This window comes from Neorhizobium puerariae (genome assembly GCF_042429745.1).
GTDB classification, from domain to species: domain Bacteria; phylum Pseudomonadota; class Alphaproteobacteria; order Rhizobiales; family Rhizobiaceae; genus Neorhizobium; species Neorhizobium puerariae.
The window spans coordinates 74,774-98,273 of sequence record NZ_JBHMAA010000008.1 but is presented as its reverse complement, the minus strand read 5'-3'; the positions used below and the strand labels follow the sequence as shown (position 1 = coordinate 98,273).

25 protein-coding genes are annotated in these 23,500 nt (G+C 64.2%); 16 read left to right on the top strand and 9 right to left on the bottom strand.

Going from position 1 to position 23,500, the window contains the following annotated elements:
- Positions 1–59: 59 nt before the first annotated feature.
- The gene (locus tag ACFFP0_RS05835; RefSeq protein ID WP_377257568.1) at positions 60–797 is read right to left on the bottom strand and encodes a FadR/GntR family transcriptional regulator; all 738 of its coding nucleotides are present in this window, start codon (positions 795–797) and stop codon (positions 60–62) included.
- A gap of 186 nt (positions 798–983) precedes the next feature.
- Here ACFFP0_RS05835 and ACFFP0_RS05830 point away from each other — a divergent pair, with 186 nt between their 5' ends.
- Complete coding sequence (locus tag ACFFP0_RS05830; protein WP_377257566.1) at positions 984–1,784, top strand: NAD-dependent epimerase/dehydratase family protein; 801 nt, start codon at positions 984–986, stop codon at positions 1,782–1,784.
- 105 nt (positions 1,785–1,889) lie between these two features.
- Positions 1,890–3,038 carry a mandelate racemase family protein gene (locus tag ACFFP0_RS05825; RefSeq protein ID WP_377257564.1) on the top strand — a complete coding sequence of 383 codons (1,149 nt, stop codon included), beginning with the start codon at positions 1,890–1,892 and terminating at the stop codon, positions 3,036–3,038.
- Positions 3,039–3,132: 94 nt separating this feature from the next.
- Here the strand turns inward: ACFFP0_RS05825 and ACFFP0_RS05820 are convergent, their stop codons facing one another.
- From ACFFP0_RS05820 to ACFFP0_RS05790, 7 genes are all read right to left on the bottom strand, one after another.
- Entirely contained in the window at positions 3,133–4,188 is a 1,056-nt protein-coding gene (locus ACFFP0_RS05820) for a dienelactone hydrolase family protein (protein ID WP_377257562.1), read from the bottom strand.
- On the bottom strand, positions 4,185–4,934 hold the full coding sequence (locus ACFFP0_RS05815; protein WP_377257560.1) for a FadR/GntR family transcriptional regulator: 750 nt from the start codon (positions 4,932–4,934) through the stop codon (positions 4,185–4,187). Before ACFFP0_RS05815 ends, ACFFP0_RS05820 begins: the two co-directional genes overlap by 4 nt.
- A 33-nt stretch (positions 4,935–4,967) precedes the next feature.
- On the bottom strand, positions 4,968–5,726 hold the full coding sequence (locus tag ACFFP0_RS05810) for an ABC transporter ATP-binding protein (protein WP_377257558.1): 759 nt from the start codon (positions 5,724–5,726) through the stop codon (positions 4,968–4,970).
- Positions 5,723–6,565, bottom strand: a complete 843-nt coding sequence (locus tag ACFFP0_RS05805; RefSeq protein WP_377257556.1) for an ABC transporter ATP-binding protein — start codon at positions 6,563–6,565, stop codon at positions 5,723–5,725. The genes ACFFP0_RS05810 and ACFFP0_RS05805 overlap by 4 nt, the downstream gene beginning before the upstream one ends.
- A gap of 11 nt (positions 6,566–6,576) precedes the next feature.
- Positions 6,577–7,446, bottom strand: coding sequence for an ABC transporter permease (locus ACFFP0_RS05800; protein WP_377258713.1), 870 nt, complete (start codon positions 7,444–7,446; stop codon positions 6,577–6,579).
- Between the two features lie 37 nt (positions 7,447–7,483).
- The gene (locus ACFFP0_RS05795; protein ID WP_377257554.1) at positions 7,484–8,500 is read right to left on the bottom strand and encodes an ABC transporter permease; all 1,017 of its coding nucleotides are present in this window, start codon (positions 8,498–8,500) and stop codon (positions 7,484–7,486) included.
- Between the two features lie 62 nt (positions 8,501–8,562).
- Positions 8,563–10,167: an ABC transporter substrate-binding protein gene (locus tag ACFFP0_RS05790; protein WP_377257552.1), complete on the bottom strand. Its 1,605-nt coding sequence runs from the start codon at positions 10,165–10,167 to the stop codon at positions 8,563–8,565.
- Positions 10,168–10,508: 341 nt separating this feature from the next.
- Here ACFFP0_RS05790 and ACFFP0_RS05785 point away from each other — a divergent pair, with 341 nt between their 5' ends.
- The 14 genes from ACFFP0_RS05785 (at position 10,509) to ACFFP0_RS05720 (ending at position 22,847) form a co-directional block, all read left to right on the top strand.
- Complete coding sequence (locus ACFFP0_RS05785) at positions 10,509–11,462, top strand: helix-turn-helix domain-containing protein (protein WP_377257550.1); 954 nt, start codon at positions 10,509–10,511, stop codon at positions 11,460–11,462.
- Between the two features lie 138 nt (positions 11,463–11,600).
- Positions 11,601–13,109, top strand: coding sequence for an aldehyde dehydrogenase (gene adh / locus ACFFP0_RS05780; protein ID WP_377257548.1), 1,509 nt, complete (start codon positions 11,601–11,603; stop codon positions 13,107–13,109).
- A 76-nt stretch (positions 13,110–13,185) separates the two neighbouring features.
- Positions 13,186–13,563 (top strand): DUF779 domain-containing protein, encoded by a 378-nt coding sequence (locus tag ACFFP0_RS05775; RefSeq protein WP_377257546.1) that lies wholly within the window; start codon positions 13,186–13,188, stop codon positions 13,561–13,563.
- A gap of 295 nt (positions 13,564–13,858) precedes the next feature.
- The gene (locus ACFFP0_RS05770; RefSeq protein WP_377257544.1) at positions 13,859–14,632 is read left to right on the top strand and encodes an HpcH/HpaI aldolase family protein; all 774 of its coding nucleotides are present in this window, start codon (positions 13,859–13,861) and stop codon (positions 14,630–14,632) included.
- 165 nt (positions 14,633–14,797) lie between these two features.
- Entirely contained in the window at positions 14,798–15,580 is a 783-nt protein-coding gene (locus tag ACFFP0_RS05765) for an SDR family oxidoreductase (protein ID WP_377257542.1), read from the top strand.
- Positions 15,577–16,284 (top strand): amino acid ABC transporter permease, encoded by a 708-nt coding sequence (locus ACFFP0_RS05760; RefSeq protein ID WP_377257540.1) that lies wholly within the window; start codon positions 15,577–15,579, stop codon positions 16,282–16,284. The genes ACFFP0_RS05765 and ACFFP0_RS05760 overlap by 4 nt, the downstream gene beginning before the upstream one ends.
- Positions 16,281–17,039 (top strand): amino acid ABC transporter permease, encoded by a 759-nt coding sequence (locus ACFFP0_RS05755; RefSeq protein WP_377257538.1) that lies wholly within the window; start codon positions 16,281–16,283, stop codon positions 17,037–17,039. Before ACFFP0_RS05760 ends, ACFFP0_RS05755 begins: the two co-directional genes overlap by 4 nt.
- Positions 17,036–17,803, top strand: a complete 768-nt coding sequence (locus ACFFP0_RS05750) for an amino acid ABC transporter ATP-binding protein (RefSeq protein ID WP_377257536.1) — start codon at positions 17,036–17,038, stop codon at positions 17,801–17,803. The genes ACFFP0_RS05755 and ACFFP0_RS05750 overlap by 4 nt, the downstream gene beginning before the upstream one ends.
- A gap of 31 nt (positions 17,804–17,834) precedes the next feature.
- Positions 17,835–18,668 (top strand): ABC transporter substrate-binding protein, encoded by an 834-nt coding sequence (locus tag ACFFP0_RS05745; RefSeq protein ID WP_377257534.1) that lies wholly within the window; start codon positions 17,835–17,837, stop codon positions 18,666–18,668.
- A 99-nt stretch (positions 18,669–18,767) separates the two neighbouring features.
- On the top strand, positions 18,768–19,442 hold the full coding sequence (locus ACFFP0_RS05740) for a 4-carboxy-4-hydroxy-2-oxoadipate aldolase/oxaloacetate decarboxylase (protein ID WP_377257532.1): 675 nt from the start codon (positions 18,768–18,770) through the stop codon (positions 19,440–19,442).
- Positions 19,443–19,501: 59 nt separating this feature from the next.
- Positions 19,502–20,269: an SDR family oxidoreductase gene (locus tag ACFFP0_RS05735; protein WP_377257530.1), complete on the top strand. Its 768-nt coding sequence runs from the start codon at positions 19,502–19,504 to the stop codon at positions 20,267–20,269.
- Position 20,270: 1 nt separating this feature from the next.
- On the top strand, positions 20,271–20,840 hold the full coding sequence (locus ACFFP0_RS05730; RefSeq protein ID WP_377257528.1) for a gluconokinase: 570 nt from the start codon (positions 20,271–20,273) through the stop codon (positions 20,838–20,840).
- A gap of 18 nt (positions 20,841–20,858) precedes the next feature.
- Positions 20,859–21,806 (top strand): 2-hydroxyacid dehydrogenase, encoded by a 948-nt coding sequence (locus ACFFP0_RS05725; protein WP_377257526.1) that lies wholly within the window; start codon positions 20,859–20,861, stop codon positions 21,804–21,806.
- 9 nt (positions 21,807–21,815) lie between these two features.
- Positions 21,816–22,847, top strand: a complete 1,032-nt coding sequence (locus tag ACFFP0_RS05720; protein WP_377257524.1) for an L-idonate 5-dehydrogenase — start codon at positions 21,816–21,818, stop codon at positions 22,845–22,847.
- A gap of 53 nt (positions 22,848–22,900) precedes the next feature.
- Here ACFFP0_RS05720 and ACFFP0_RS05715 read toward each other — a convergent pair whose 3' ends face one another.
- A complete protein-coding gene (locus tag ACFFP0_RS05715; RefSeq protein ID WP_377257522.1) occupies positions 22,901–23,485 on the bottom strand; it encodes a TetR/AcrR family transcriptional regulator in 585 nt (194 codons plus the stop codon).
- Positions 23,486–23,500 lie beyond the last annotated feature (15 nt).

Genomic DNA, 23,500 nt, shown 5'->3' with positions numbered 1-23,500 from the left:
GAGGATAGGATGTCATATTATGACAGTCAATACTTATATTATCTCTTCGCCGGAAAAGCTCACGAGCGCCGCATGAGCGCCCGGTATCGCTGCTGGCTTCCCTTCAGGTGGGTCCGCATCGCCTCGCGTGCCGCCGAATCATCTCCTTCGGCGATCGCCCTGGCGATATCGGCGTGTTCCCTCTGGATCTGCGCCAGGTATTCCGCGGGGGAGATGTCCACGTCGTCGTCCTGCAGGAGCGAGCGCGGGATCATCTGCTGGCCGATGGCTTCGAGGAGTTCCCGGAAGCGGGGATTGTTGGTGGCGTCGGCTATAGCCAGATGGAAAGCGCGATCGTTTTCGACCGTCGACGACCCGGCCGCGATCTGCCGGTTCATGGTGTCGAGACATTCGAAGATCAGCTCCTGCTGCGCGGGAGAGGAGCGGCCCGCGGCCAGCCCGGCCGCCTCGATCTCGATGGCGGCGCGCACTTCCAGCATCTCGATAATCGAGGACACGCGGTTGGAATCGACGCTGCGGAAGCCTTTCTGCAGTCCGGCCTGGGGCGCCAGAACGAAGACGCCGACGCCGTGGCGCACCTCCACGAGCCCGTCCGCGCGAAGCGACGCGATCGCCTCGCGGATGACGGTGCGGCTGACCTGATATTGCTGGGTCAGGCCGCTCTCGCTGGCGAGCTTGTCGCCCGGCTTCAGATCACCCCTTGCGATGGCGCTGCGCAGGCGTTGGCCGACCGTGTCGACGAGATTGCGTCCCCTGCGCGAACGCGCCTCCAGAGTCGTGTGATCTGATGGTTTCAAAATCGGCGTTCTCCAGCCTTTGCATTGGTTTTCCGCCACTTACAGGGGTAAAGTCGGCCCGGCTTGTCAAGGACCCGGCAAGAAATTTATTGACGCCCGCAATGAGCCTTATAGTATGACATCGGCTATGAGATATGACAACGTACGAGCCGATGGCGCTGCCGCCGGCCCGGTTATGAGGGAAGAATGCTCAGGAAACTTCTTTTGACGGGGGCTGCCGGCGGCGTCGGCCGGGCCATTCGCCCGATGCTGGGCGAGATCGCCGAACATGTGGTGATCTCGGACATAGGCGAGATCACCGATGTCGGTTCGAAGGAGACCTTTATCCGCTGCGATCTGGCGGACGCCGCCGGTGTTTCGAAGCTGTTCGACGGTGTCGACGGGGTTATTCATCTCGGCGGAATTTCGGTCGAGAAGAAGTTCGACCTTATTTTGCAGGGCAATATCGTCGGCCTCTACAATCTCTACGAAGCGGCCCGCCACAACGGCATGCCGCGCATCGTCTTCGCGAGTTCCAACCATGTGGTCGGCTACTACCGGCGCGACGAGCGGCTGGACAATACGGTGGTCCCGAAGCCCGATTCCCTTTACGGCGCCTCGAAAGTCTTCGGCGAAGCGATCGCCAGCCTCTATTTCGAGAAGTTCGGGCAGGAGACGCTGTCGGTGCGCATCGGCTCGTGCTTCGAGAAGCCGGCCAATACGCGCATGCTGGCGACCTGGCTCAGCTATCGGGACTTCTTCTCCCTGTGCGGTCGCGCCTTCGCCGCCCCCCGGATCGCCCACACGATCGTCTATGGCGCGTCTGCCAATGACGAGCAATGGTGGGACAACGGCAATGCCGCTTTCCTCGGGTGGAAGCCGCAGGACAGCTCCGCGAGGTGGCGCGTCGAGGTCGAGGCCGCCGCCGGCAGGGAAAACCCCGCCGATCCCGCGGTGATCTACCAGGGAGGCGGCTTCGCCTCCGCAGGTCATCCGGACGACGCCTGACCGGCGGAACGATCCAGGGCCCGGGAATTGCGCCCGACCGTCAGCGGCCGGGTCATACCATGAATTGGCGGGGATCTGCTTCCCGCTTCTGACAGGAGGAATTTTGTGAAGATCGTAGACGTCAATGTGCGGGTGTTCTCCCATACCACCCGCCGTCATCAGGACAGCGCCGGCCACGCGCATCCCGGCCCGCCGCACAAGGTCAACCTGGCGCTGCTGACGATCGTCGACGACGATGGCGCGGAAGGCTATTGCTTCGCCCCGCCGGAAATCGTGCGGCCGCACGTCATCGACAAGTTCGTGAAGAAGGTGCTGATCGGCGAAGATCCCTTCGCGCGCGAGAGGCTCTGGCAGGATCTCGCCCACTGGCAGCGCGGCAGCGCGGCCCAGTTGACGGATCGCACCCTCGCCATCGTCGATTGCGCGCTCTGGGACCTCGCTGGCCGCAAGCTGAACATGCCGGTCCACAAGCTGATCGGCAGCTACCGCGAGAAGATCCCGGCCTATGGTTCGATCATGTGCGGCGACGAGTTGGAAAACGGCCTTGCGACGCCCGAAGACTACGGCCGGTTCGCGCAGAAGCTGGTGAAGCGCGGCTACAAGGGCATCAAGCTGCACACCTGGATGCCGCCGGTTTCCTGGGCGCCGGACGTCAGGATGGACCTGAAGGCCTGCGCTGCCGTGCGCGAGGCGGTCGGCCCGGATATCCATCTGATGATCGACGCTTTCCACTGGTATTCGCGCACGGATGCGCTGCTGCTCGGCAAGGGGCTGGAGAAGCTCGGTTTCGACTGGATCGAGGAGCCGATGGACGAGCAGAGCTCCGCCTCCTACGCCTGGCTTGCGGAAAACCTCGACATTCCGGTTCTGGGGCCGGAGAGTGCCGCCGGCAAGCATTTCAACCGTGCGGAATGGATCACGTCGAAGGCCTGCGACATCCTTCGCACCGGCGTGCATGACGTCGGCGGCATCGGGCCTGCGATGAAATGTATGCATCTGGCGGAATCCTTCGGCATGCATTGCGAGATCCACGGCAACGGTGCGCCGAACCTCATCGTGGCGGCCTGCAGCAAGAATGCGCACTGGTACGAGCGCGGCCTCCTGCACCCGTTCCTCGAATACGACGACGGCTTCGAATATCTGAATGCCCTCGTCGACCCGATGGACGAGAACGGCTACGTCCACATCTCCGACAAGCCGGGTCTCGGCGAGGATATCAACTTCGACTTCATCAACGCCAACCTCGTCGGCTGAGACCGGCGCGAAGGCTTGCCCTGCGCGGGATGCTGAAAAATATGCGGGCGGGTTTCGACAGAAACCCGCCCGGTTTTCTTGACAGGGCCGGATTTCAGATGATGCGGTCGAGCCAGTCGATCGCGTAGTCCTGCTGTTCGACCGGGAAACAATGGGCATCCGGCCACAGCCGCGTCTCGATCCGGTCGAAAGCGCCCGCAGCGCTCCAGATATCCTGGATCTGGTGAAAGGCTTCCGTGGCGACGGGCTCGGGAAAATGCCGGTCCTGCCTGCCGCTGAAGAAGAAGGCGTGTTTCGGCGCGGCGAGACCCGCGAAATGCGGATAGTCCAGCTTGCCGGCGATCTGCGGATGCAGCATGCAGAAGGCCGACTGGCCGCGAAGCTGGTTGTTGCCGGGGCGCATGAGCCCGGACAGCGTGCCCATCCAGCCGCCCGCGACGCAGGCCTTCACATCGTCCGACAGCGCGGCGACCTGCCAGGAGCGCGAACCGCCCATGGAAAACCCGAGGCTTGCCACCCGGTCCGGGTCGATGCCCGGCAATTGCTTCAGGTAGCGCAGGGCTTCGAGATCCTCGACAAGCAGGACCGATGCAAGCGAAACGCCGAACTGCATGAGGTTGGCCGCCAGCGCCTGCTGCGCCTCGTAACCGTTTCCCTGCCGGCTTCCCCAGCCAAGCGCGTCGGCGCAGAGCACGGTATAGCCGCGCCGCACAAGCTCGTTTCCGACATGGCGCCCGCCATAGAGCTTTGCGGTCCATTGTTCGACGTCGGACAGGACAGCGGAGGTCTCGCCGGGACGGCGGATCATCTTTTCCTTGCCGATCGAGAAGAACGAGCCGTGATCGTGCAGCAGAAGAACCGCCGGCGTCGGGACGGCCGTATCGGGACGGAGCAGATAGGCGGCGGTGGTTTCACCGTTCGAGAAGCCGAGTTCGAGCTGCTGGCCGATGCAGCCGTCGTCCGTCCATTCCGATATCATGGACGCGGAGGCGGGGGCTGGGCTCGCGATACCGAGCGCGTCACGCACCTTCTCGCGGATGCGCTTCTTCCAGTCGGCAAAACTGCCGGCGGCCGGATCGAAATTCCATGCGAAGGAGAGGTTGTCGCGCAGCCTGACCGTCAGGCTGGCCATGTTTTCCGGGTCGATCATTTGTCGTATCGCAGTCTTTCCACCATCCGGTCGCGGCTGTCGCTCAGGTGCTTGCGCATGGCGGCGCGGGCGCCGTCGGCATCGCGGGCCTCGATCGCCTGCAGCACGGCGCGGTGCTCGTCGTTGACGCGCCCCAGATGGCCTGAGAACATCGCGTCGCTGATGTCGTTGGTCTGGACCCGCATGCGCGGCATCAGGGTTTCGCCGAGATAGCTGAAGATCCGGTAGAAATGTTCGTTCTGGCTGGCCGAGGCCACCGCGCAGTGGAAATCGAAATCCGCCTGCGTGTCCCTGCTCGCGTGCCGGATCGCTGTATCCATCGCCGCGCATGCCTGCCGGATCGCCTCGAGGTCGGCCTCCGTGCGCCGGTGCGCCGCAAGCGCGGCCGCTTCCGATTCGATGCCGATGCGCAGTTCCAGCCCCTTGACGATTTCCTCGACGGCGACGAGGCTTTCCTCGCTGAGCCGGAAGGGAGTGACGCCGGCATCCTGCCGGACGAAGGCGCCGATGCCGTGATGGATCGATATGAGGCCGCTGGCCCGCAGATTGGCGATCGCCTCCCGCACCACGGTCCTGCTGACGCCGAATTCGTCGATCAGCGCCTTTTCGGTCGGGAGTTTCGCGCCTTTCGGATACTCGCCGACCCTGATGCGTTCGGCGACCGTGCGCACGAGCTGCGAACTCAGGGTCTCCCGGCGACGCCAGCCGGCGGACGGCGAGACGGAGTTTTCGGCTTCGGCCGTCATGGCGATACCTCCCTGCCGTCGGATACGAAGGCGTTAAACGGCGTGGTCGTATTCGAGGCTTGCCTGAATGAGCTCGCGGGCATAGGGGTCCTTCGCTTCTCCGGTTGCCAGAACGTCGCGGCTCATGACCTCGACCAAGCGGCCATGCTGCATGACGGCCAGCCGCTCGCACATATGGTCTATCACGGCAAGGTCGTGAGAGACGAAGAGATAGGTGAGATTGCGCTTGGCGCGCAGGTCCGCCAGCAGGTTGAGCACCTCCGCCTGCACCGAAACGTCGAGCGCCGAGGTCGGCTCGTCAAGGAGAAGGATGCGCGGTTCCAGAATGAGGGCGCGGGCGATGGCGACGCGCTGCCGCTGGCCGCCCGACAGCTCGTGCGGATAGCGCGACAGGAAGGCGGGATTGAGCCCGACGTCGATCAGCGCGCGCTCCATGCGCTCGACCTGGCGGTCCATGCGATGGATGCGGAGCGGTTCCTGAAGCGCCGTGCGGATCGACTGCCGCGGATGCAGCGACCCGTAGGGGTCCTGGAAGACCATCTGCACGGTACGGCAGTATTCGGCGAAGGGCATGTCCTTGACCGAGCGTCCTTCGAGCTCGATGTCGCCCTCCCAGAGATTGAGAAGGCGGGCGATGCACCGCAGGATCGTCGACTTGCCGGAGCCGGACTCGCCGACCAGGCCGAAGGATTCGCCCGATTCCACGGAGAAGCAGACATCGCCGAGAATGCGTTTCTTGGCCGAGCCGTAACCGAGGTCGATCGACAGATTGCGGACGTTGATGGCGTTCATGCGCGCACCTCTTTGATGTCGCGGTTCAGGACCGGAAGCGGCTTGCGGCTGCCGCCGATATGCGGCTGGGCGGCGAGCAGGCCTTGCGTATAGGGATGCGTGCAGTTCTTCATGTCGCGGGCGGCGTGCTCCTCGACGACCTCGCCGGAGCGCATGACCATGACGCGATCGCAGAAATTGCGCACCAGGTTGAGGTCGTGGCTGATCATGATCAGGCCGATGCCCTTGTTGATGACCAGTTCGTTGAGAATGTTCAGCACCTGCATGCGCACGGTCACGTCGAGCGCCGAGGTCGGTTCGTCGGCGATGATGATCTGTGGTTCGGGGATCAGCATCATGGCGATCATGATGCGCTGGCCCATGCCGCCCGAGACCTCGTGCGGATAAAGGCCGAAGACCCGTTCGGGATCGCGGATCTTCACCGCTTCCAGCATTTCGAGCGTCTTCTGTCTGGCGGCCTGCGCGGAGGCCCTGGTGTGGACCCGATAGGCTTCGGCGATCTGGTCGCCGACCCGGTGGACGGGGTTGAGCGAGAATTTCGGGTCCTGCAGGATCATGGAGATGCGCCGTCCGCGGATGGCGAGCATCTGCCTTTCGGTTGCCGCCAGCAGGTCGGTTCCTGCGAAATCCATGCGGTCGGCGTCGATCCTCGCTGTCGGCAGGAGCTTCAGCAGCGCCCGGCCGATGGTCGACTTGCCGGAGCCGGATTCGCCGACGATGCCGAGCCTTTCGCGGCCGAGATCGAACGAGACGCCCTTGACGACCGTATTGTACGTCTTGCCGCTGCGATAGCTGACGCGGAGATTTTCGACGTGGAGAAGGGGTGCCTGGTTTTCCATGACCGAAGATCCTAGCGCTGTTTCGGGTCGAGCGCGTCGCGCAGCCCGTCGCCCAGAAGGTTGAAGGCGAGGCTGACGAGCAGGATGGCCCCGCCGGGGAAGGCGACCAGCCACCAGTTGTCCAGCATGTAGCGCCGGCCGGTGGCGATCATCGCACCCCATTCGGGAAGCGGCGGCTGTGCGCCGAGCCCGAGGAAGCCGAGACCGGCCGCCGTCAGGATGACGGTCGCCATGCTGAGCGTGACGCGGACCAGGACGGAGGGGAGGCACATCGGCATGATGGACTTGACGATGATGCGAAGCGGCGAGGCCCCCTGCATGCGCGATGCGGAGATATAGTCCGCGCCGCGGAAGGTCAGCGTTTCGGCGCGCGCCAGCCGGGCGATCGGCGGCCAGGTGGTCAGCCCGATGGCGATGATCGCGTTTTCGAGGCCGGCGCCGAGCGCCGCCACGAAGGCGAGCGAGAGGATGAGGCTCGGGAAGGACAGGAATATGTCCGTGATGCGCATCATGATCGTATCGTACCAGCCGCCGAAATAACCCGCCGTGGTTCCGACGATGAGGCCGATCGGCCCGACGATGACGGACACGATGGTGATGATCGTGAGGCTGATGCGCGTGCCGTAGATGATGCGGCTCAGGATATCGCGGCCGAGTTCGTCCGTGCCGAACCAGTGCTCGGCGCCCGGCGGCCGGAGAGTGTTGGAGAGATTGACGATGTTCGGATCGTAGGGCGCGATCAGCGGCGCGACGATCGCCGTCAGGAGCAGGATCGTGATGACGACGAGGCCGAAACCCGAGGAAGGGTTGCCAAGCAGTTCAAGGATGACCGCCGCCAGGCGGCGAAGCGTCGAATTTTGATTTGAGCGAGAGCCGAGCATAGCCGCGTCCTGCATATCGAGAGATTTCGCTGTCATGTCACCGCGTCCTCGGATCGAAGATCTTGTAGAGCGCATCGGAAAGCAGATTGAGCGCGATGAAGATGACGCCGACGAGAAGCACGCAGGTCATCACCGCGTTCATGTCGCCGATCAGCATGTTGTTGGTGATGTATTGGCCGAAGCCGGGCCAGGAGAACACCGTCTCGATGAGGACGGCGCCTTCGAGCAGGCTGCCATAGGCGAGCGCGACGATCGTCACGAGCTGCACGCGGATATTGGCGAAGGCGTGATGCCAGATCGTCCGGCCTTTCGAGAGGCCCTTGACGCGCGCCGTGGTGATATATTCCTGGTTCAGCTGGTCCAGCATGAAGCTGCGGGTCATGCGGGTGATATAGGCCATCGACGAATAGCCGAGGATGCTGGCCGGCAGGAGCAGGTGGTTGATGGCGTCCCGGAAGACCTCCCAGTCTCCGGCCAGCACGGAATCGATCAGCAGGAAACCCGTCGTTTCCGGCACGAGGCCGATATAATAATCGGATATGCGGCCGCCGCCGCCGACCAGATCGAGAGCCGCGTAGAAGATGATCAGGCCGATCATGCCCGTCCAGAAGATCGGCATCGAATGTCCGACCAGGGTCAGGAAACGGATGATGTGGTCGACCGGCCTGTTGCGGCGGACCGCGGCGAGAATGCCGAGCGGGACGCCGAGCCCCGCGCCGACGATGATCGCGAAGGTGGCGAGCTCGATCGTCGCCGGCATCACATGCAGGATGTCGTTGATGACCGGCTGGCCGGTGCGGATGGAAACGCCGAAATCGCCGTGCAGCAGGTCGTTCACGTAGCGGAAGAACTGCTGGTAGAGGGGAAGGTTCGCGCCTATCCGCTCCGCGACCATCTCATAGGTGGCCTGGTCGGCTTCTTCGCCGACGATGGCCCGCACCGGGTCGACCGGCATCAGTCGTCCGATACAGAAGGTCAGGATCAGCAGGCCGGCGAGAGTTGCCAATATGGTGCCGGACTGCCTCGCGAAAGCAGTAAGACGCTCATTGTTCATCGGGGATACCTCGGTAAGCGTATCGTGCCTGCCGCAGCGCCCCGCGCCGCGGCAGCCGGCGATTATCGTTCTTTCGTGACGGTGCGCAGTTGCGTCGACCAGGACGGGTTGAGCTGCAGCCCCTTGATGTCGGCGCTATAGGCCACGCTGTCGACGACCTCGGAGAAGGGCTGGATGGCGGGCACCATCTGCTCGTAATAGGTCTGGATGTCCTGGTATTCCCTGACCTGCTTGTCCTTGTCGGTTTCCACGAGGGCCTCGTCGATCATCCTGTTGATCTTCTCGTCGTAGAAGGACGTGCGCCAGCCCTGGAAATTGGTCAGCTTTGCCTGATCCGCATTGTCGGGATTGTAGACAATGGCGCGAAGGTTGGAATCGGGATGCGGGAGCTGGCCGCCGCCGCCGCGGCCGACGAGAAGCTCATATTTGCGCTCCCGCATCGCGCCGTAGATCTGGTCGCCCGAGCCGGTGATGATCTCCGCCTTGATGCCGCCCTGGGCAAGCGTGGCCTGGATGGCCGTCGCGGCATTCATGAAGGGAACGTCGGAGATGGCGCGGAGCGTCGTCGAAAATCCGTCCGGATAACCGGCTTCCGCGAGCAGGGCCTTGGCTTTCGCCACGTCCAGCCTGTAGCCCGCGTCGGGAAGCGCGCCGAAAATGCCGTTCGGGATCGGGCGGTCGCGCAGCTTGCCGAAATAGGGCAGCACGCTGTCGTTCAGGCCCTGGTAGTCGATCAGATAACGAAGCGCCTCGCGGACCTTCGGATTCTGGAATTTCTCGTCCTTCATCGAAACGGCGAGGTAATAGAACCCGCTGCCGCCATTGGTTTGGACGGTCACGTCCTTGTTGGCTTCGAGCGCCTTCAGGTCGGCCGCGGACATCGAGTAGGCGATGTCGATATCACCCTTTTCGAGCATCAGCCGCTGGCTCTGCGATTCGGCGAGATGCCGCATCATGATGCGGCGCATCGCGGGCTTCTCGCCCCAGTATTTCGGATTCTGCTCCAGCGTGACGCGCTCGTTCGACTGCCATTGGCCGAGCATGAACGGGCCGGAGCCGGCGGAATTGGTGGTCAGCCAGGCGGTGCCCATGTCGCCGCCCTTGTCGTGTTCCTGGACTGCCTTGCTGTCCAGGATCGAGCCGGGGCCGACGATGCCGAGCGTCTGGATGATGATCTGCGGATCGACCTTCTTCGGCAGCGTGATGACGACCGTGTGCCCGTCGGGGGCGGTGAAGCTCGCATCGGCATTCGCCGCCGAGAAGCCATGCGTCTTCAGGAAGGACGCCTGGGCGAGGTTGAGCTTCATCAGCCTCTTGAGCGACCAGACGACATCGGCCGACGTGACCGGATTGCCGGAGGCGAAGGTCGCGCCGGTGCGAAGCTTGAAGGTGATTGCCGTATTGTCGGCGCTGACGGTCCAGCTTTCCGCGATCTGCGGGTTCACCTGGGAGCGCGTGACGGCGTCGAGCGACACAAGGTTGTCATATATGTTGGTGAGAACCTGTACGGTTTCTTTTCCCGTGATCGCAGCGGGGTCGAGCGTCAGGATATTGTTCATCGAAAAGCCGACCACCAGCATGTTCGGCGGAGTTTCCGCCTTTGCCGGCTGGGCAAACAGCGCAAATCCGATTGCAATTGGCGCAAGCGCCTTCAGAAATGGCTTCATGAAGCTTTCCTCCCATTGGCCGCCCAGTGTCCTCGCCCGGCAGCAGTTCAAGTCACAATAGAGATATGACGTCGTATGAGAGGTGTCAATCGGCTTGAGCGCCCCGGTCCCGGATTTGATCGGCCCCCGATGCCCTCGTGGGGCCGCCGGAAGTTCAACGGCGAAGGCGTTCCTTCAGGTCCCGGCCCGGCGGGCGTCCTGCCTTCGCTCCGGGGGCGCTGGGGGATCGTGGGCGCCTGCGCTCTCCGACCATCGTCGGAAGGAAAGGCCGGATGAAGACGATTGCCATGCGGGGCTTTTTTAGAGACAATTAAAGTGAGGTGTTCGGTGGGAGGAGCCAGATGCACGAGCATTCCGCGCATGCGGATCAGGTGTATGCGTCCGCGCAGTCCGCGGCGGCGAGTTCTCCGGTCGTCGCCTCGTGGCGGCGCTGCATGACTATGCACCGCCTTGCCCCGGAAGAGAAGCGGCTGCCCGTCCGCCTGACGGAACAGGAATACAGAAACGCCCGGGAACAGTCCGAGAGGCTGGTCGCCGACGCGACCGACGAGCTCGACCGCCTCTTCCTCACCGTCGGCAAGGCCGGTTGCTGCCTGCTCCTGACGGACCGGGACGGCATCGCGCTGGAACGGCGTGGTGCTGCGGGCGACGACAAGGAATTCGGCGATCTCGGCCTGTGGACGGGTTCGGTATGGACCGAGGCGAGCATCGGCACGAACGGCATCGGCACGGCGATCGCCGACGAACGATCGGTGGCGATCATTCGCGACCAGCATTTCTTCTGCTCCAATATCAACCTGAGCTGCACGACGGCGCCTATCCGCGACCACCGCGGCCAGCTGGCCGGTGCGCTCGACGTGTCTACCTGCCGCGAGGACATCAACGATGTGACGCTGTCGATCCTCTCCCAGACTGTGCGGGACGCGGCGATGCGGATCGAGCTCAATCTTTTCCGCAGCGCGTTCGCCGGCGCGCGCTTCGTGCTGGTTCCGACCGAGAGCGGGGCGAGCTCGGCGCTTCTCGCCGTTGACAGGAACGACATCGTGCTCGGCGCGACCAGGGCGGCGCGGCTGGCGCTGAAGCTCGACGACCGGCGTATCGCGGCCGGGCTTCCCGCTTCGGACGCGCTTCACGAAAGCCACAGGGGCGCCCGGGAAAATCTTCTCGAAGCGGAACGGGCGGCTCTTTTGAGGGCGCTTTCGCGCGCCCACGGCAATGTTTCGCAGGCGGCGATCGCGCTCGGCATGAGCCGCGCTACCCTGCATCGCAAGATGAAGAAGTTCGATCTGCATTAGCGGATCGCGTGTGTCGCAGTTTTGCGACAGTGTGCACTGCGGTATGACCGCGCGCCACTGTTGCCGCCCGCCAAAGATGTTCAGATTTCCTCCCACACGGGTTCCGCTATCGGACCCGCCAATCCAAGGGAGGATTTCATGCTGCATCAGAAAATCGTCGAATCCCCGTTCAAGCTGAAATATGGCAACTATATCGGCGGCGAATGGCGGGAGCCCATCGGCGGCAAGTATTTCGACAACCTGACGCCGATCACCGGCGGCAAGATCTGCGAGATTCCGCGTTCCGACGAAAAGGATGTCAACGCGGCGCTCGATGCCGCGCATGCCGCGAAGGAAAAATGGGGCAGGACCTCTGCCGCCGACCGCTCCAACATCCTGATGAAGATCGCCCAGCGGATGGAGGACAAGCTGGAGGTGCTGGCCCAGGCGGAGACCTGGGACAACGGCAAGCCGATCCGCGAGACCATGGCTGCCGACATCCCGCTCGCGATCGACCATTTCCGCTATTTCGCCGCCTGCATCCGCGCCCAGGAAGGCTCGATCGGCGAGGTCGACCACGACACGGTCGCCTACCATTTCCATGAGCCCCTCGGCGTCGTCGGCCAGATCATTCCCTGGAACTTCCCGATCCTGATGGCCGCCTGGAAGCTGGCGCCGGCACTTGCCGCCGGCAATTGCGTGGTTCTCAAGCCGGCCGAGCAGACGCCCGCCTCGATCCTCGTCTGGGCCGAGGTGGTCGGCGATCTCCTGCCGCCGGGCGTGCTCAACATCGTCAACGGCTTCGGCCTGGAAGCGGGCAAGCCGCTCGCCACCAGCCCGCGGATCGCCAAGATCGCCTTCACCGGCGAGACCTCGACGGGCCGGCTGATCATGCAATATGCCAGCCAGAACCTCATTCCCGTCACGCTGGAACTCGGCGGCAAGTCGCCGAACATCTTCTTCGCCGACGTGATGGCGGAAGACGACGACTTCCTCGACAAGGCTCTGGAAGGCTTTGCGATGTTCGCGCTCAACCAGGGCGAGGTCTGCACCTGCCCGAGCCGAGCCCTCGTCCAGGAATCGATCTACGATCGCTTCATGGAAAAGGCGGTCAAGCGCGTGCAGTCGATCAAGCAGGGCAACCCGCTCGATCTGGAGACGATGATCGGCGCGCAGGCTTCCGGCGAGCAGCTGGAGAAGATCCTGTCCTATCTCGATATCGGCAGGCAGGAAGGCGCCGAGGTTCTGACCGGCGGCGGGCGCAACGACCTCGGCGGGGAACTGGCGGGCGGTTACTACGTCAAGCCGACCGTCTTCCGTGGCCACAACAAGATGCGCATCTTCCAGGAGGAGATCTTCGGCCCGGTGGTCGCCGTGACGACCTTCAAGGACGAGAAGGAAGCGCTGGAGATCGCCAACGACACGCTCTACGGTCTCGGCGCCGGTGTGTGGACGCGTGACGGAAGCCGCGCCTACCGCTTCGGCCGTGACATTCAGGCGGGCCGCGTCTGGACGAACTGCTACCATGCCTATCCGGCGCATGCGGCCTTTGGCGGCTACAAGCAGTCCGGCATCGGCCGTGAGACGCACAAGATGATGCTCGACCATTACCAGCAGACCAAGAACATGCTGGTGAGCTACAGCCCGAAGGCGCTCGGCTTCTTCTGAGATATCCTCCCAACCACGCCACGAGGGCTCCCGGCTGCGACCGGGGGCCTTCACGTTTGGAGGAGGGAAGACGCTCATGGACGAGACAGGCGGCGAACCAAGGGTGCTGGCGACCGACAAGGCGCTTGCCCTCATTCGGGAGATTCAGAAGGATCATCCCGACATCCTGTTCCATCAATCCGGCGGATGCTGCGACGGCTCCTCGCCGATGTGTTATCCGGCCGATGAATTCCGGGTCGGCGAAACGGATGTCAAGCTCGGCGAGATCGGCGGCGTTCCGGTCTATATCAGCGGCAGCCAGTTCGCGGTCTGGAAGCACACGCAGCTCATCATCGACGTGGTGCCGGGGCGCGGCGGGATGTTCTCGCTCGACAACGGGCGGGAACGGCGCTTCCTGACCCGTTCCCGCCTCTTCGGCGGCGGAGAGGCGTGCGCCATACCATCCGTCCCGTAGGGGACGCGCCATGGATGGCGGGGCCGGATCACGACGGGCGGCCCCGTCCGACGGCGGGCCATGACTGCGCCATCGCCTGAAACATCAATCGTTTCTATGGCAATTTGAAAAATCATGTATTGGACCTGCGCCTCGCGCCTGCCGTATCTTTGCCGGCACGAAACGCCCGGCTGAAGAAGACCGGCGGGCTGGAGGAGGAGCGAATGCCGCATTTGGCTCGGGTGGGACTGCAATACAGGGTGACCGGATTCACGGTGCCGGCCTTCGCCGGCGACGCCGCCGGGAAATCCGTGGCATGAACAGATATCCGCAGATACAGGAAATCCGTGGCAAACTGGCGCGCGGCGAGGCGTCCGTCGGAAGCTGGATGCAGATCCCGGACAGCTCGGTCGCCGAGATCCTCGGACGCGCCGGCTACGACTGGGTGGCCGTCGACCTTGAACACGGCACGATGGGAAGCAGGGTATTGCCCGATCTCTTCAGGGCGATCGAACTGGGTGGCGCCTTGCCTCTTGCGCGTGTCGCCGAAGGATCGGCCAGGGACTGCAAACGCGCGCTCGACGCGGGTGCAGGCGGCGTCATCCTGCCTATGATCGAGACGGCCGCGCAGCTTCGCAACCTGGTTTCCGCCTGCGCCTGGCCGCCGGCGGGGACGCGCGGGGTCGGGTTTTCACGCGCCAATCTGTTCGGGAAGGATTTCGACCGATACAGGGACGGGGAGGCGAGGGCGCCGCTCGTCGTGGCGATGATCGAGCACATCAACGCGGTGGCCGACCTTGACGGGATACTCTCCGTGCCCGGGCTGGATGCGATCTTCATCGGGCCTTACGACCTTTCGGCATCCATGGGGCTGATCGGCGAATTCGATCATCCGGATTTCAAGGCGACGATCGACGGGATCTGCGCCCGCGCCCGCGCCGCCCGGGTTCCCCACGGCCAGCATGTCGTGGCCCCGTCCCCGGGCCTCCTGAGCGCAAGCGTTCAGGCGGGGCACCAGTTCATCGCCTATTCCATGGACGCCGTCTTCCTGACGAATTCGGTTCAGCGGCCCGTCACCGCCTCGCCCTGACCGCTCCGGGACATCGACCGGCGGGTGCCGGGTTTCCGGTTGCCGAAGCGCCGATCGCCGGACGCGGCCGGGTCCATAAAAGTTGCTTATTACTCCAAAAAAAATCGGTCTTAGGCAAGCGGCGGAAGCTTCACTAATGTCTGGGTCAACAATAAGGGGCGCGAAATGCCATTCTCAGACTACAAGACCGCACTCGTCACCGGCGCATCCTCCGGAATCGGCGCCGCCGTGGTGGAGCGCCTTCGCCGCGAAAACATCGAGGTCCACGCGGTCGCGCGAAGCGCCGATGCGCTGCAGCGGCTGGCGGAACGCACGGGCTGCATCGCCCACGCGATCGACGTGACCGACCGGCCCGCATTGGCAAGGCTCGCGAGCGACGTGGAATTCGACATTCTCGTCAACAATGCAGGCGTCGACAGGCCGAAGAAGTTCCTGGAGGCTGAGGAGGGCGACATCGATCTTCTGGTCGATGTCAATCTTCGGGCCGTCCTGCACATCTGCCGCCTGATCGTGCCCGGCATGGTGGCGCGGGACCGCGGCCATGTCATCAACATATCCTCCATCGCCGGCAACTATAATTTCGGCGGGAACTCGACCTATCACGCCACCAAGGCGGGCGTGGCCATGCTGTCCAACCAGCTGCGGCTCGATTCGTTCGGAAAACGGGTCAGGGTGACGGAAATCTGCCCCGGCCGCGTCGCGACGGATATCTTCAACCACGTCCACGGCAACGATCCGAGCGTGCGCGAGAGATTTATCGACGGCTTTGAACTGCCCCAGCCATCCGATATCGCCGACGCCATCGCTTTCGCGATCGCGGCACCCGTCGCGATGAACATCGGGCATATGGAGATCACGCCGACGCTTCAGGTCATGGGCGGGCTGCAGACGGCCAAGCCGCAGTCTCCCTACGTGCCGGGCGGCGGCCCCGGGGGGCAGGCGAGGTGAGCGGTTTCGACCTTTCGGCCATCCTGCGAAACCCGGACTACATCTCGATGCTCCTGCACGGCGTCGAGATGACGTTCATCATCTATGCCGGTTCATGGCTGCTGGCGATGTCGCTGGCGCTCGTCCTGCTCGGCATTCGCCTCTCGCCGTTTCGCTTCGGCGATCCGATCGTTGCCGCCTACGTCTCCTATCATCGCAACGTGCCGACGCTGGTGCAGCTCATGTTGTGGTATTTCGGCATCTTCACGCTGATGCCGGGCGGGCTGGCGTCCTGGCTCTCCGCCCACAATGCCGAAGCGGTCTTCGCCGTGATCGGCCTCGGGCTTTGCCAGGCGGCCTATTTCAGCGAGGACCTGCGTTCGGGCGTGCGCTCGATCAGTCCCGGCCAGATGGAGGCGGCGCGCGCGCTTGGCCACAGCTACGTTTCGGCCATGCGCTTCGTCGTCATGCCCCAGGGCGTCCGGAATGCCTTGCCGCCGCTGATCAATCACAGCACCTCGCTGTTCAAGAACAGCAGCCTCGGCGTCCTGATCGGCGCGCCGGAACTGACGCATGCCATCAAGGAAATCGAGAACCTCAGTTTCCGGACCTTCGAAGTCTATCTCGTCGGCACGGTCCTCTATCTGTTCTTCTCGCTGCTGATCATGGGCATCGGCGCCTACCTGTCGATGCGCGCCGACCCGGTCGGGAGGGCGCGCGCATGATCCACGACATGTTCGCGATCATCCAGGACTACTGGCTCCTGCTTCTGATCGGCCAGTATCCGAACGGGCCTCTCGGCGGCCTGGCGAACACGCTGATCCTTTCGGCGCTGAGCATCGCGCTTGCCTTTCCCGTCAGCATCCTGCTCGCGCTGGCCCGGCTTTCGAAATGGCGTTTGCTGCGCTGGCCGGTGACTGCCCTCGTCTACTTCACCCGGGGCGTCCCGCTGCTCATGCTCATCCTGTGGAGCTATTTCCTCGTGCCGCTGATGACCGGCGCCGACGTGCCGAGCTTCATCACCATGCTGACGACGCTCGTGGTCTACCAGGGGGCCTTTCTCAGCGAAGTCGTGCGTGCCGGCATCGTCGCCCTCGGACCCGGCCAGATGGATGCGGCGCGCGCGCTCGGCCACGGCTATCTCGGCGCCATGCGCTACGTCATCCTGCCGCAGGCGCTCTACAACATGATCCCGAGCATCATTTCGACATTCGTCTCGACGATCAAGGATACGACGCTCGGATATGTGATCAACGTGCCGGACCTCACCTTTGCGGCAAGCCAGGTCAACAACCAGCTCCTGACGCAGCCGTTCCAGGTCTTCCTCATCCTGGCGATCGTCTACTACGTCATCTGCTGGTCGCTGACGCATGCCGCGAACCTCATCGAGTGGCGCATCGCCCGCCGCCGCGCCGGTTCCCGCGGGGTCGATCCCGCCGCTGTGCCGGTTCCAGCCAAAATCATCACGGAGCAGCTATGACCCAGTCAGTTCCAGCGCCCCAGGACGCGCGGACGATCCAGCTTTCGCAGGTCTTCAAGAGCTATGGCGACTATCCGGTTCTGAAGGACATCAACGCGCATGTGGCGCGCGGCGAGGTCGTGGTCATCTGCGGGCCGTCCGGCTCGGGAAAGTCCACGCTCATCCGCACCATCAATCGCCTCGAGGAGATCAGCAGCGGTTCGATCACGCTGGACGGGCGGAACATCCATGCGCCGATGCGCACGAAGGAACTGAACGCCCTCAGAAGCCGGATCGGCTTCGTGTTCCAGAACTTCAACCTCTTTCCGCATCTGTCGGTCGTCGAGAACGTCTCCATGTCGCCGGTCCGGGTGAAGGGCGTGGCGCCGGATGTCGCGCATGACAAGGCGCTCAAGCTTCTCGACCGGGTGGGGCTTGCGGACAAGGCGGGAGCCTATCCGGCTCAGCTGTCGGGCGGCCAGCAGCAGCGCGTCGCGATCGCCCGCGCGCTTGCCATGGAGCCGCCGGTGATGCTGTTCGACGAGCCGACCAGCGCGCTCGATCCGGAAATGGTCGGCGAGGTGCTGACGGTCATGAAAAGCCTCGCGGCCGAAGGCATGACCATGCTCTGCGTCACCCATGAGATGGGCTTCGCCCGCGAGGTGGCCGACCGCATCTGGTTCATCGATGCGGGGCAAATCCTCGAAACCGCGACGCCGGAGGCGTTTTTCAAGAATCCACAGCATCCCCGTGCCCAGCGGTTCCTCGCCGACCTGCGGCACTAGGCAACATCAAAAGAAACCAAGGAGAACAGCAATGAACTGGAAATGCATCATCCTTGCGGCCTCGCTCGCCGCCGCCGCGACATCGCAGGCAAACGCGGATCAGCTTGACACCATCATGTCGAACAAGACGCTGCGCTGCGCCACCTTCGCCGACGTTCCGCCGTTCGCATCGCCCGATCCGAAGACGCGCGAAATGGCGGGCTTCGACGTGGACCTCTGCAATGCGATCGCCAAGGAACTCGGCGTGAAGGCCGAGATCAAGCCGGTCTCGGTCGAGGCGCGCGTTCCGGAAGTCAAGCTCGGCCGCGTCGATGTCGCCGTCGCCAATCTTGCATATACCCTGAGCCGCGCCGAACAGATCCAGTTCAGCGATCCCTATTACCTTGCCAAGGAGATGCTGATCGTTCCCGCGGACGATCCCGGCACCAAGAAGTCCGACTACGTGGGCCAGCGCATCGCTTCCAGCAAGGGGTCCACGTCCGAGCTGTCTGTCAAGCTCAACAAGTCCGAACCGCTGACATTCCAGGATACCGCCTCGGCCTATCTCGCCGTCCAGCAGGGCAAGGCGCGCGGCATCGTCGGAAACACCATGACGATGACCAAGTTCGTCAACGAATCCAAGACCAGGGGCAAGGAGATGCGGATGATCGAAGAGCCGATGCTCTTCCAGCCGATCGGCATCGGCATGGCCAAGGACAATCCGGCGCTGACCGCCAAGATCAACGAGGTGCTGCGCAAGCTCGACACGGCCGGCGAGATCAACAGGATCTGGGACAAGTGGCTTGGCCCGAACACCGAGTACAAGATGACCCGTACCGACAAGGTCGTGCCGCTCTCGGAGCTGAAGTTCGAGCCGATCCCCTGACCGGCCGGGGTCACCCGAAACACCAATCCTGACCGCACAACATCAATGCGTGCTGGCGGCGAGACGTGCTCGCCGTCGGTCCAACCATGGGAGGCATCCATGATCCATATAAAAGACATCGCCGAACGGCCGGCCAAGGCCGATATCGAAGCTCTTTCCAAGTTCTCGCCTGCGACGATCCATGAGGCGCAGGGGCGCCGCGGGGCGCTGTCTTCCCGCCTCAAGCCGGTGGACTATCGCATGAAGCTGTGCGGCCCGGCATTCACGGTGAAATGCGCGCCCCGCGACAACATCATGCTCCAGCTCGCCATCAACTACGCCAAGCCCGGCGACATCATCGTCGTATCGGCCGGCGAATACGAAGAGGCCGGGTCCTTCGGCGACGTGCTTGCCAATGCCTGCCTTGCAAAGGGCATCGGCGGTCTCGTGACCGATACCGGCGTGCGTGACACCCTGCAGCTGCGGGAACTGGGCTTTCCGGTCTTCTCGCTGAGCGTCTGCATCAAAGGGACGGTCAAGGAGACCATCGCGGCTGTCAACGATCCGGTCATCGTCGGCGGAGAGATCATCAATCCCGGCGATATCGTCGTCGGCGACGCGGATGGACTGGTGGTCGTCCGCCGCGCGGAGGCGCAGGACGCGGCAAGGCTTTCGCAGGCCCGCGAGGATGCCGAGGCCGGTTATATCGAAGCCTACAAGCAGGGCAGGTCGGTGATCGAAGTCAGCAAGCTGGAACCGGTGCTGAAGGCGAAGGGCCTCGTGGTCGACATCTGAAGTCCGGCCAGGATCGCCCGGTAGGGCTTCATCCATTCTCTTTGCCGAAGGAGGTTCAATTGCCGTTTTCGTTGTTTGATTTGTCAGGGCGGCGTGCGCTGGTTACGGGATCGTCGCAGGGGATTGGGTTTGCGCTTGCGGCCGGTCTTGCGGCTCACGGCGCGGAGGTGGTGCTGAACGGCCGGGACCGGGTGAAGCTGGATGCGGCCGTCCGGCAGCTGGCGGATGCGGGCGCGACGGTGTCGGCGTCGGACTTCGACGTGACGGACGCCGAGGCCGTGAAGCGGGGCGTGGATGCGATCGAGGCGGGGATTGGCCCGATCGACATCCTGATCAACAATGCCGGCATGCAGTTCCGCACGCCGCTGGAGGACTTTCCGGCCGACCGCTGGGAGCAACTGCTGAAGACCAACATCTCCAGCGTCTTCTATGTGGGCCAGGCCGTTGCCCGGCATATGATCGGCCGCGGCCGCGGCAAGATCGTCAACATCGCCTCGGTGCAGAGCGAGCTCGCCCGGCCCGGCATCGCGCCCTACACGGCGACCAAGGGCGCGGTGAAGAACCTGACGCGCGGCATGGCGACGGACTGGGCGAAGTACGGCCTGCAGATCAATGCGCTGGCCCCCGGCTACTTCAGGACGCCGCTCAACCAGGCGCTGGTCGACAGCGTGGAGTTTTCCGCGTGGCTTGAGAAGCGCACGCCGGCAGGCCGCTGGGGCGATGTGGAGGAACTGGTCGGCGCGGCCGTGTTCCTGTCGGGCAAGGCTTCCTCCTTCGTGAACGGACACACGCTTTATGTCGACGGCGGCATCACAACCTCCCTGTAGTATGGCTCCCTTCAGGACGGCGGAGCGTCCGGGTCCGCTGGTGGTGATGGGGGTCTCCGGCTGCGGCAAGACCTCGATCGGCAAGCTGCTCGCGTCGGGGCTCGGCTATCGCTTCATCGAGGGCGACAGCCGGCATCCTCAGGCGAATGTCGAGAAGATGCGGGGCGGCATCCCGCTCACCGACGCCGACCGCTGGCCCTGGCTGGAAACGCTCGGGGCGGAACTGGCGGAATACGAAGGCACGGTCGTTTCCTGCTCCGCCCTGAAGCGCGCCTATCGCGATCTTCTCCGCAGGAAGGCCGGCCGGCCCGTGACCTTCGTGTTCCTGCAGGGCGACCGGGCCCTGCTCGCCGCCCGCATGGCGGGGCGCCGCCACGAATACATGCCGCTGTCGCTGCTGGACAGCCAGCTGGCGACACTGGAGCTGCCGGATCGGGAGCGCGACGTGGTGACGATCGAGATCGACCAGCCGCCGGAGCGGATCGTGTCGCTGGCCATCACCCGGATCGCGGCCCTGGCCTGCCGCCCGGCCCTGACGAAGCCGGGCGAGCCGGCCGAACCGACTGAATAAGAGATGACTGGAGGAAACATGAGCAAGCCCGACATTCTGCTGATCGGCCCGTATCCGGAATGGGATCTGGTCGAACTGGAAGCGCGATACAACGTCCTGAAACTCTACGAGGCCGCCGACCGCGATGCCTTCCTGGGCGAGCATGGCGCCACCATCCGGGGTATCGCCACGCGCGGCGAGCTCGGCGCTTCCGCCGACCTGATCGGCAGGCTGCCGAAGCTCGAGGTGGTCTCCGTCTATGGGGTCGGCTACGATGCGGTCGATCTGGGCGCCTGCCGTGAACGCGGCATCCGCGTCACCAACACGCCGGACGTGCTGACCAACGACGTGGCCGATCTCGGCGTGGCGATGATGCTGGTGCAGTCGCGCGGCATGATCGGCGCCGAGGCCTGGGTGAGGGACGGCAGCTGGGCCGCAAAGGGGCTCTACCCGCTGAAGCGGCGCGTCTGGGGCCGCAAGGCCGGCGTGCTCGGCCTCGGCCGCATCGGCTACGAGGTGGCCAGGCGCCTGAAGGGCTTCGACATGGACATCGCCTATAGCGACGTCGCCGCAAAGCCCTATGCCGACGGCATGACCTTCATCGCCGATCCGGTCGAACTCGCCCGGCATTCCGACTTCCTGTTCGTGACGCTCGCGGCTTCGGCCGCGACCCGCCATATCGTCTCGAAGGACGTGATCGCGGCGCTCGGGCCGGAAGGCATGCTGATCAACATCTCGCGCGCGTCGAATATCGACGAGGAGGCCCTGCTTGAGGCGCTGGAAAGCGGCGCGCTGGGGTCGGCGGCGCTCGATGTCTTCGAAGGCGAGCCGAAGCTCGATCCGCGTTTCCTGTCCCTCGGCAACGTGCTGGTGCAGCCGCACCACGCATCGGGCACGATCGAGACCCGCAAGGCGATGGGCAAGCTCGTCCGCGACAATCTCGCCGCCCATTTTGCGGGCGACGCCCTTCCCACTCCCGTTCTCTGAGGTCATCCCATGAAAGCCGTCGTCATCCACGCCGCCAAGGATCTGCGCATCGAGGAACGGGAGGCCGGAAGCCCCGGCCCGGGACAGGTGGAGATCGCCATCGAGGCGGGCGGCATCTGCGGCTCCGACCTGCATTACTACAATCACGGCGGCTTCGGCACGGTGCGGGTGCGTGAGCCGATGATCCTCGGCCACGAGGTGGCCGGCACGGTGAAGGCGCTGGGGACAAGCGTTTCAGGCCTTGCGGTCGGCGACCGGGTGGCGGTTTCGCCGAGCCGGCCCTGCAACGCCTGCGACTACTGCCTGAAGGGCCAGCAGAACCATTGCCTGAACATGCGCTTCTACGGCTCGGCGATGCCGATGCCGCATATCCAGGGGGCGTTCCGCCAGCGCCTGGTCGCGGAGGCCTGGCAATGCCACAGGGTCGCCGACGGCATCTCGATCAACGAGGCGGCAATGGCCGAGCCGTTCGCGGTGACGCTGCACGGCGTGGCGCGGGCGGGGGCCCTGACCGGCAAGCGTGTGCTGGTCACCGGCTGCGGCCCGATCGGCGCATTGGCGATCATCGCGGCCCGCGCCCATGGCGCCCGCGAGATCGTCGCCACCGACGTGATGGACGCGGTTCTTGAAAAAGCCCTCGACGTCGGCGCCGACCGGGTCATCAACGTCGCGAACAGCCCGGAACAGCTTTCCGCCTATTCGGCCGGCAAGGGATACTTCGACGTGCAGTTCGAGGCGTCCGGCAACGAGCGGGCCGTGCGCTCCGGCCTCGAAGCCCTCAGGCCACGCTCCACGCTCGTCCAGCTCGGGCTCGGCGGCGACGTCTCCATCCCGCAGAACATGGTGGTCGCCAAGGAAATCGAGATGAAGGGCACCTTCCGCTTTCATGAGGAGTTCGGGCTAGCCGTCGACCTCATCAACAACCGCCGCGTCGACCTCAAACCCCTCCTCACCGACATCTTCCCCCTCCAGGACGCCGTCATCGCATTCAAAACCGCAGCAGACCGTTCTCGCTCTATGAAAGTCCAACTCGCGTTCTGACCTGAAGCGTGCAGCGCGATGCTGGCGCGCGACTGCTTACCGGCCGTCCCCGGCTACTGTGCCGTTTCTCCGATCGGAGCAGATGCCCGGACGGCGACATCGAAGACGGAAAGCGCGCAGTCGCGCGCCACGAGCACCGCGGCCGGGTCTCGGCTGACGGCGACGGTCGCCAATGCCCCTTCGTAGAGCAGGGAGAGATGCGCGGCGGGCTGTTCGGACGTGGCGCCGGCGCGCTCCATGACGGAGCGGAAGATGTCGCGCACGGCGTTCTTGTGTTCGCGGGCCACCGAAACCACGCGCTCGGAATCGCCATGTTCGGCCACGGCCAGCGCGAAGGCGCAGCCCCGGAATTCCTGGCTGTCGGCCTTTTCGAACAATCGCTCGAAGATCAGGGCTATCTGGCCGCGCGGGTCCGAGACGTTGGCCATCACCTCCCTGAGCTGGAGAATGACACGCTCGTGTCGCTGCGTCAGATAGGCCGCGACAAGATGATCCTTGGAGGGAAAATGCCGGTAGAGCGTCGCCTTGGCGACATTCGCCTCCTCGACAATGCGGTCTATGCCGACGGCACGAATGCCTTCCCTGTAGAACAAAGCGCCGGCGGTCGTCAGGATCTGCTCGGATATCGGTATTCTCATCGGTATTGGTCCGGA

Coding starts and splice junctions, on each gene's coding strand:
- ACFFP0_RS05775 (WP_377257546.1), top strand. CDS start 13,186: ATGGACGAGACAGGCGGCGAACCAAGGGTGCTGGCGACCGACAAGGCG.
- ACFFP0_RS05720 (WP_377257524.1), top strand. CDS start 21,816: ATGAAAGCCGTCGTCATCCACGCCGCCAAGGATCTGCGCATCGAGGAA.
- ACFFP0_RS05800 (WP_377258713.1), bottom strand. CDS start 7,446: ATGCTCGGCTCTCGCTCAAATCAAAATTCGACGCTTCGCCGCCTGGCG.
- ACFFP0_RS05725 (WP_377257526.1), top strand. CDS start 20,859: ATGAGCAAGCCCGACATTCTGCTGATCGGCCCGTATCCGGAATGGGAT.
- adh (WP_377257548.1), top strand. CDS start 11,601: ATGCTGCATCAGAAAATCGTCGAATCCCCGTTCAAGCTGAAATATGGC.
- ACFFP0_RS05770 (WP_377257544.1), top strand. CDS start 13,859: ATGAACAGATATCCGCAGATACAGGAAATCCGTGGCAAACTGGCGCGC.
- ACFFP0_RS05765 (WP_377257542.1), top strand. CDS start 14,798: ATGCCATTCTCAGACTACAAGACCGCACTCGTCACCGGCGCATCCTCC.
- ACFFP0_RS05715 (WP_377257522.1), bottom strand. CDS start 23,485: ATGAGAATACCGATATCCGAGCAGATCCTGACGACCGCCGGCGCTTTG.
- ACFFP0_RS05795 (WP_377257554.1), bottom strand. CDS start 8,500: ATGAACAATGAGCGTCTTACTGCTTTCGCGAGGCAGTCCGGCACCATA.
- ACFFP0_RS05815 (WP_377257560.1), bottom strand. CDS start 4,934: ATGACGGCCGAAGCCGAAAACTCCGTCTCGCCGTCCGCCGGCTGGCGT.
- ACFFP0_RS05790 (WP_377257552.1), bottom strand. CDS start 10,167: ATGAAGCCATTTCTGAAGGCGCTTGCGCCAATTGCAATCGGATTTGCG.
- ACFFP0_RS05820 (WP_377257562.1), bottom strand. CDS start 4,188: ATGATCGACCCGGAAAACATGGCCAGCCTGACGGTCAGGCTGCGCGAC.
- ACFFP0_RS05740 (WP_377257532.1), top strand. CDS start 18,768: ATGATCCATATAAAAGACATCGCCGAACGGCCGGCCAAGGCCGATATC.
- ACFFP0_RS05830 (WP_377257566.1), top strand. CDS start 984: ATGCTCAGGAAACTTCTTTTGACGGGGGCTGCCGGCGGCGTCGGCCGG.
- ACFFP0_RS05805 (WP_377257556.1), bottom strand. CDS start 6,565: ATGGAAAACCAGGCACCCCTTCTCCACGTCGAAAATCTCCGCGTCAGC.
- ACFFP0_RS05755 (WP_377257538.1), top strand. CDS start 16,281: ATGATCCACGACATGTTCGCGATCATCCAGGACTACTGGCTCCTGCTT.
- ACFFP0_RS05730 (WP_377257528.1), top strand. CDS start 20,271: ATGGCTCCCTTCAGGACGGCGGAGCGTCCGGGTCCGCTGGTGGTGATG.
- ACFFP0_RS05750 (WP_377257536.1), top strand. CDS start 17,036: ATGACCCAGTCAGTTCCAGCGCCCCAGGACGCGCGGACGATCCAGCTT.
- ACFFP0_RS05785 (WP_377257550.1), top strand. CDS start 10,509: ATGCACGAGCATTCCGCGCATGCGGATCAGGTGTATGCGTCCGCGCAG.
- ACFFP0_RS05745 (WP_377257534.1), top strand. CDS start 17,835: ATGAACTGGAAATGCATCATCCTTGCGGCCTCGCTCGCCGCCGCCGCG.
- ACFFP0_RS05810 (WP_377257558.1), bottom strand. CDS start 5,726: ATGAACGCCATCAACGTCCGCAATCTGTCGATCGACCTCGGTTACGGC.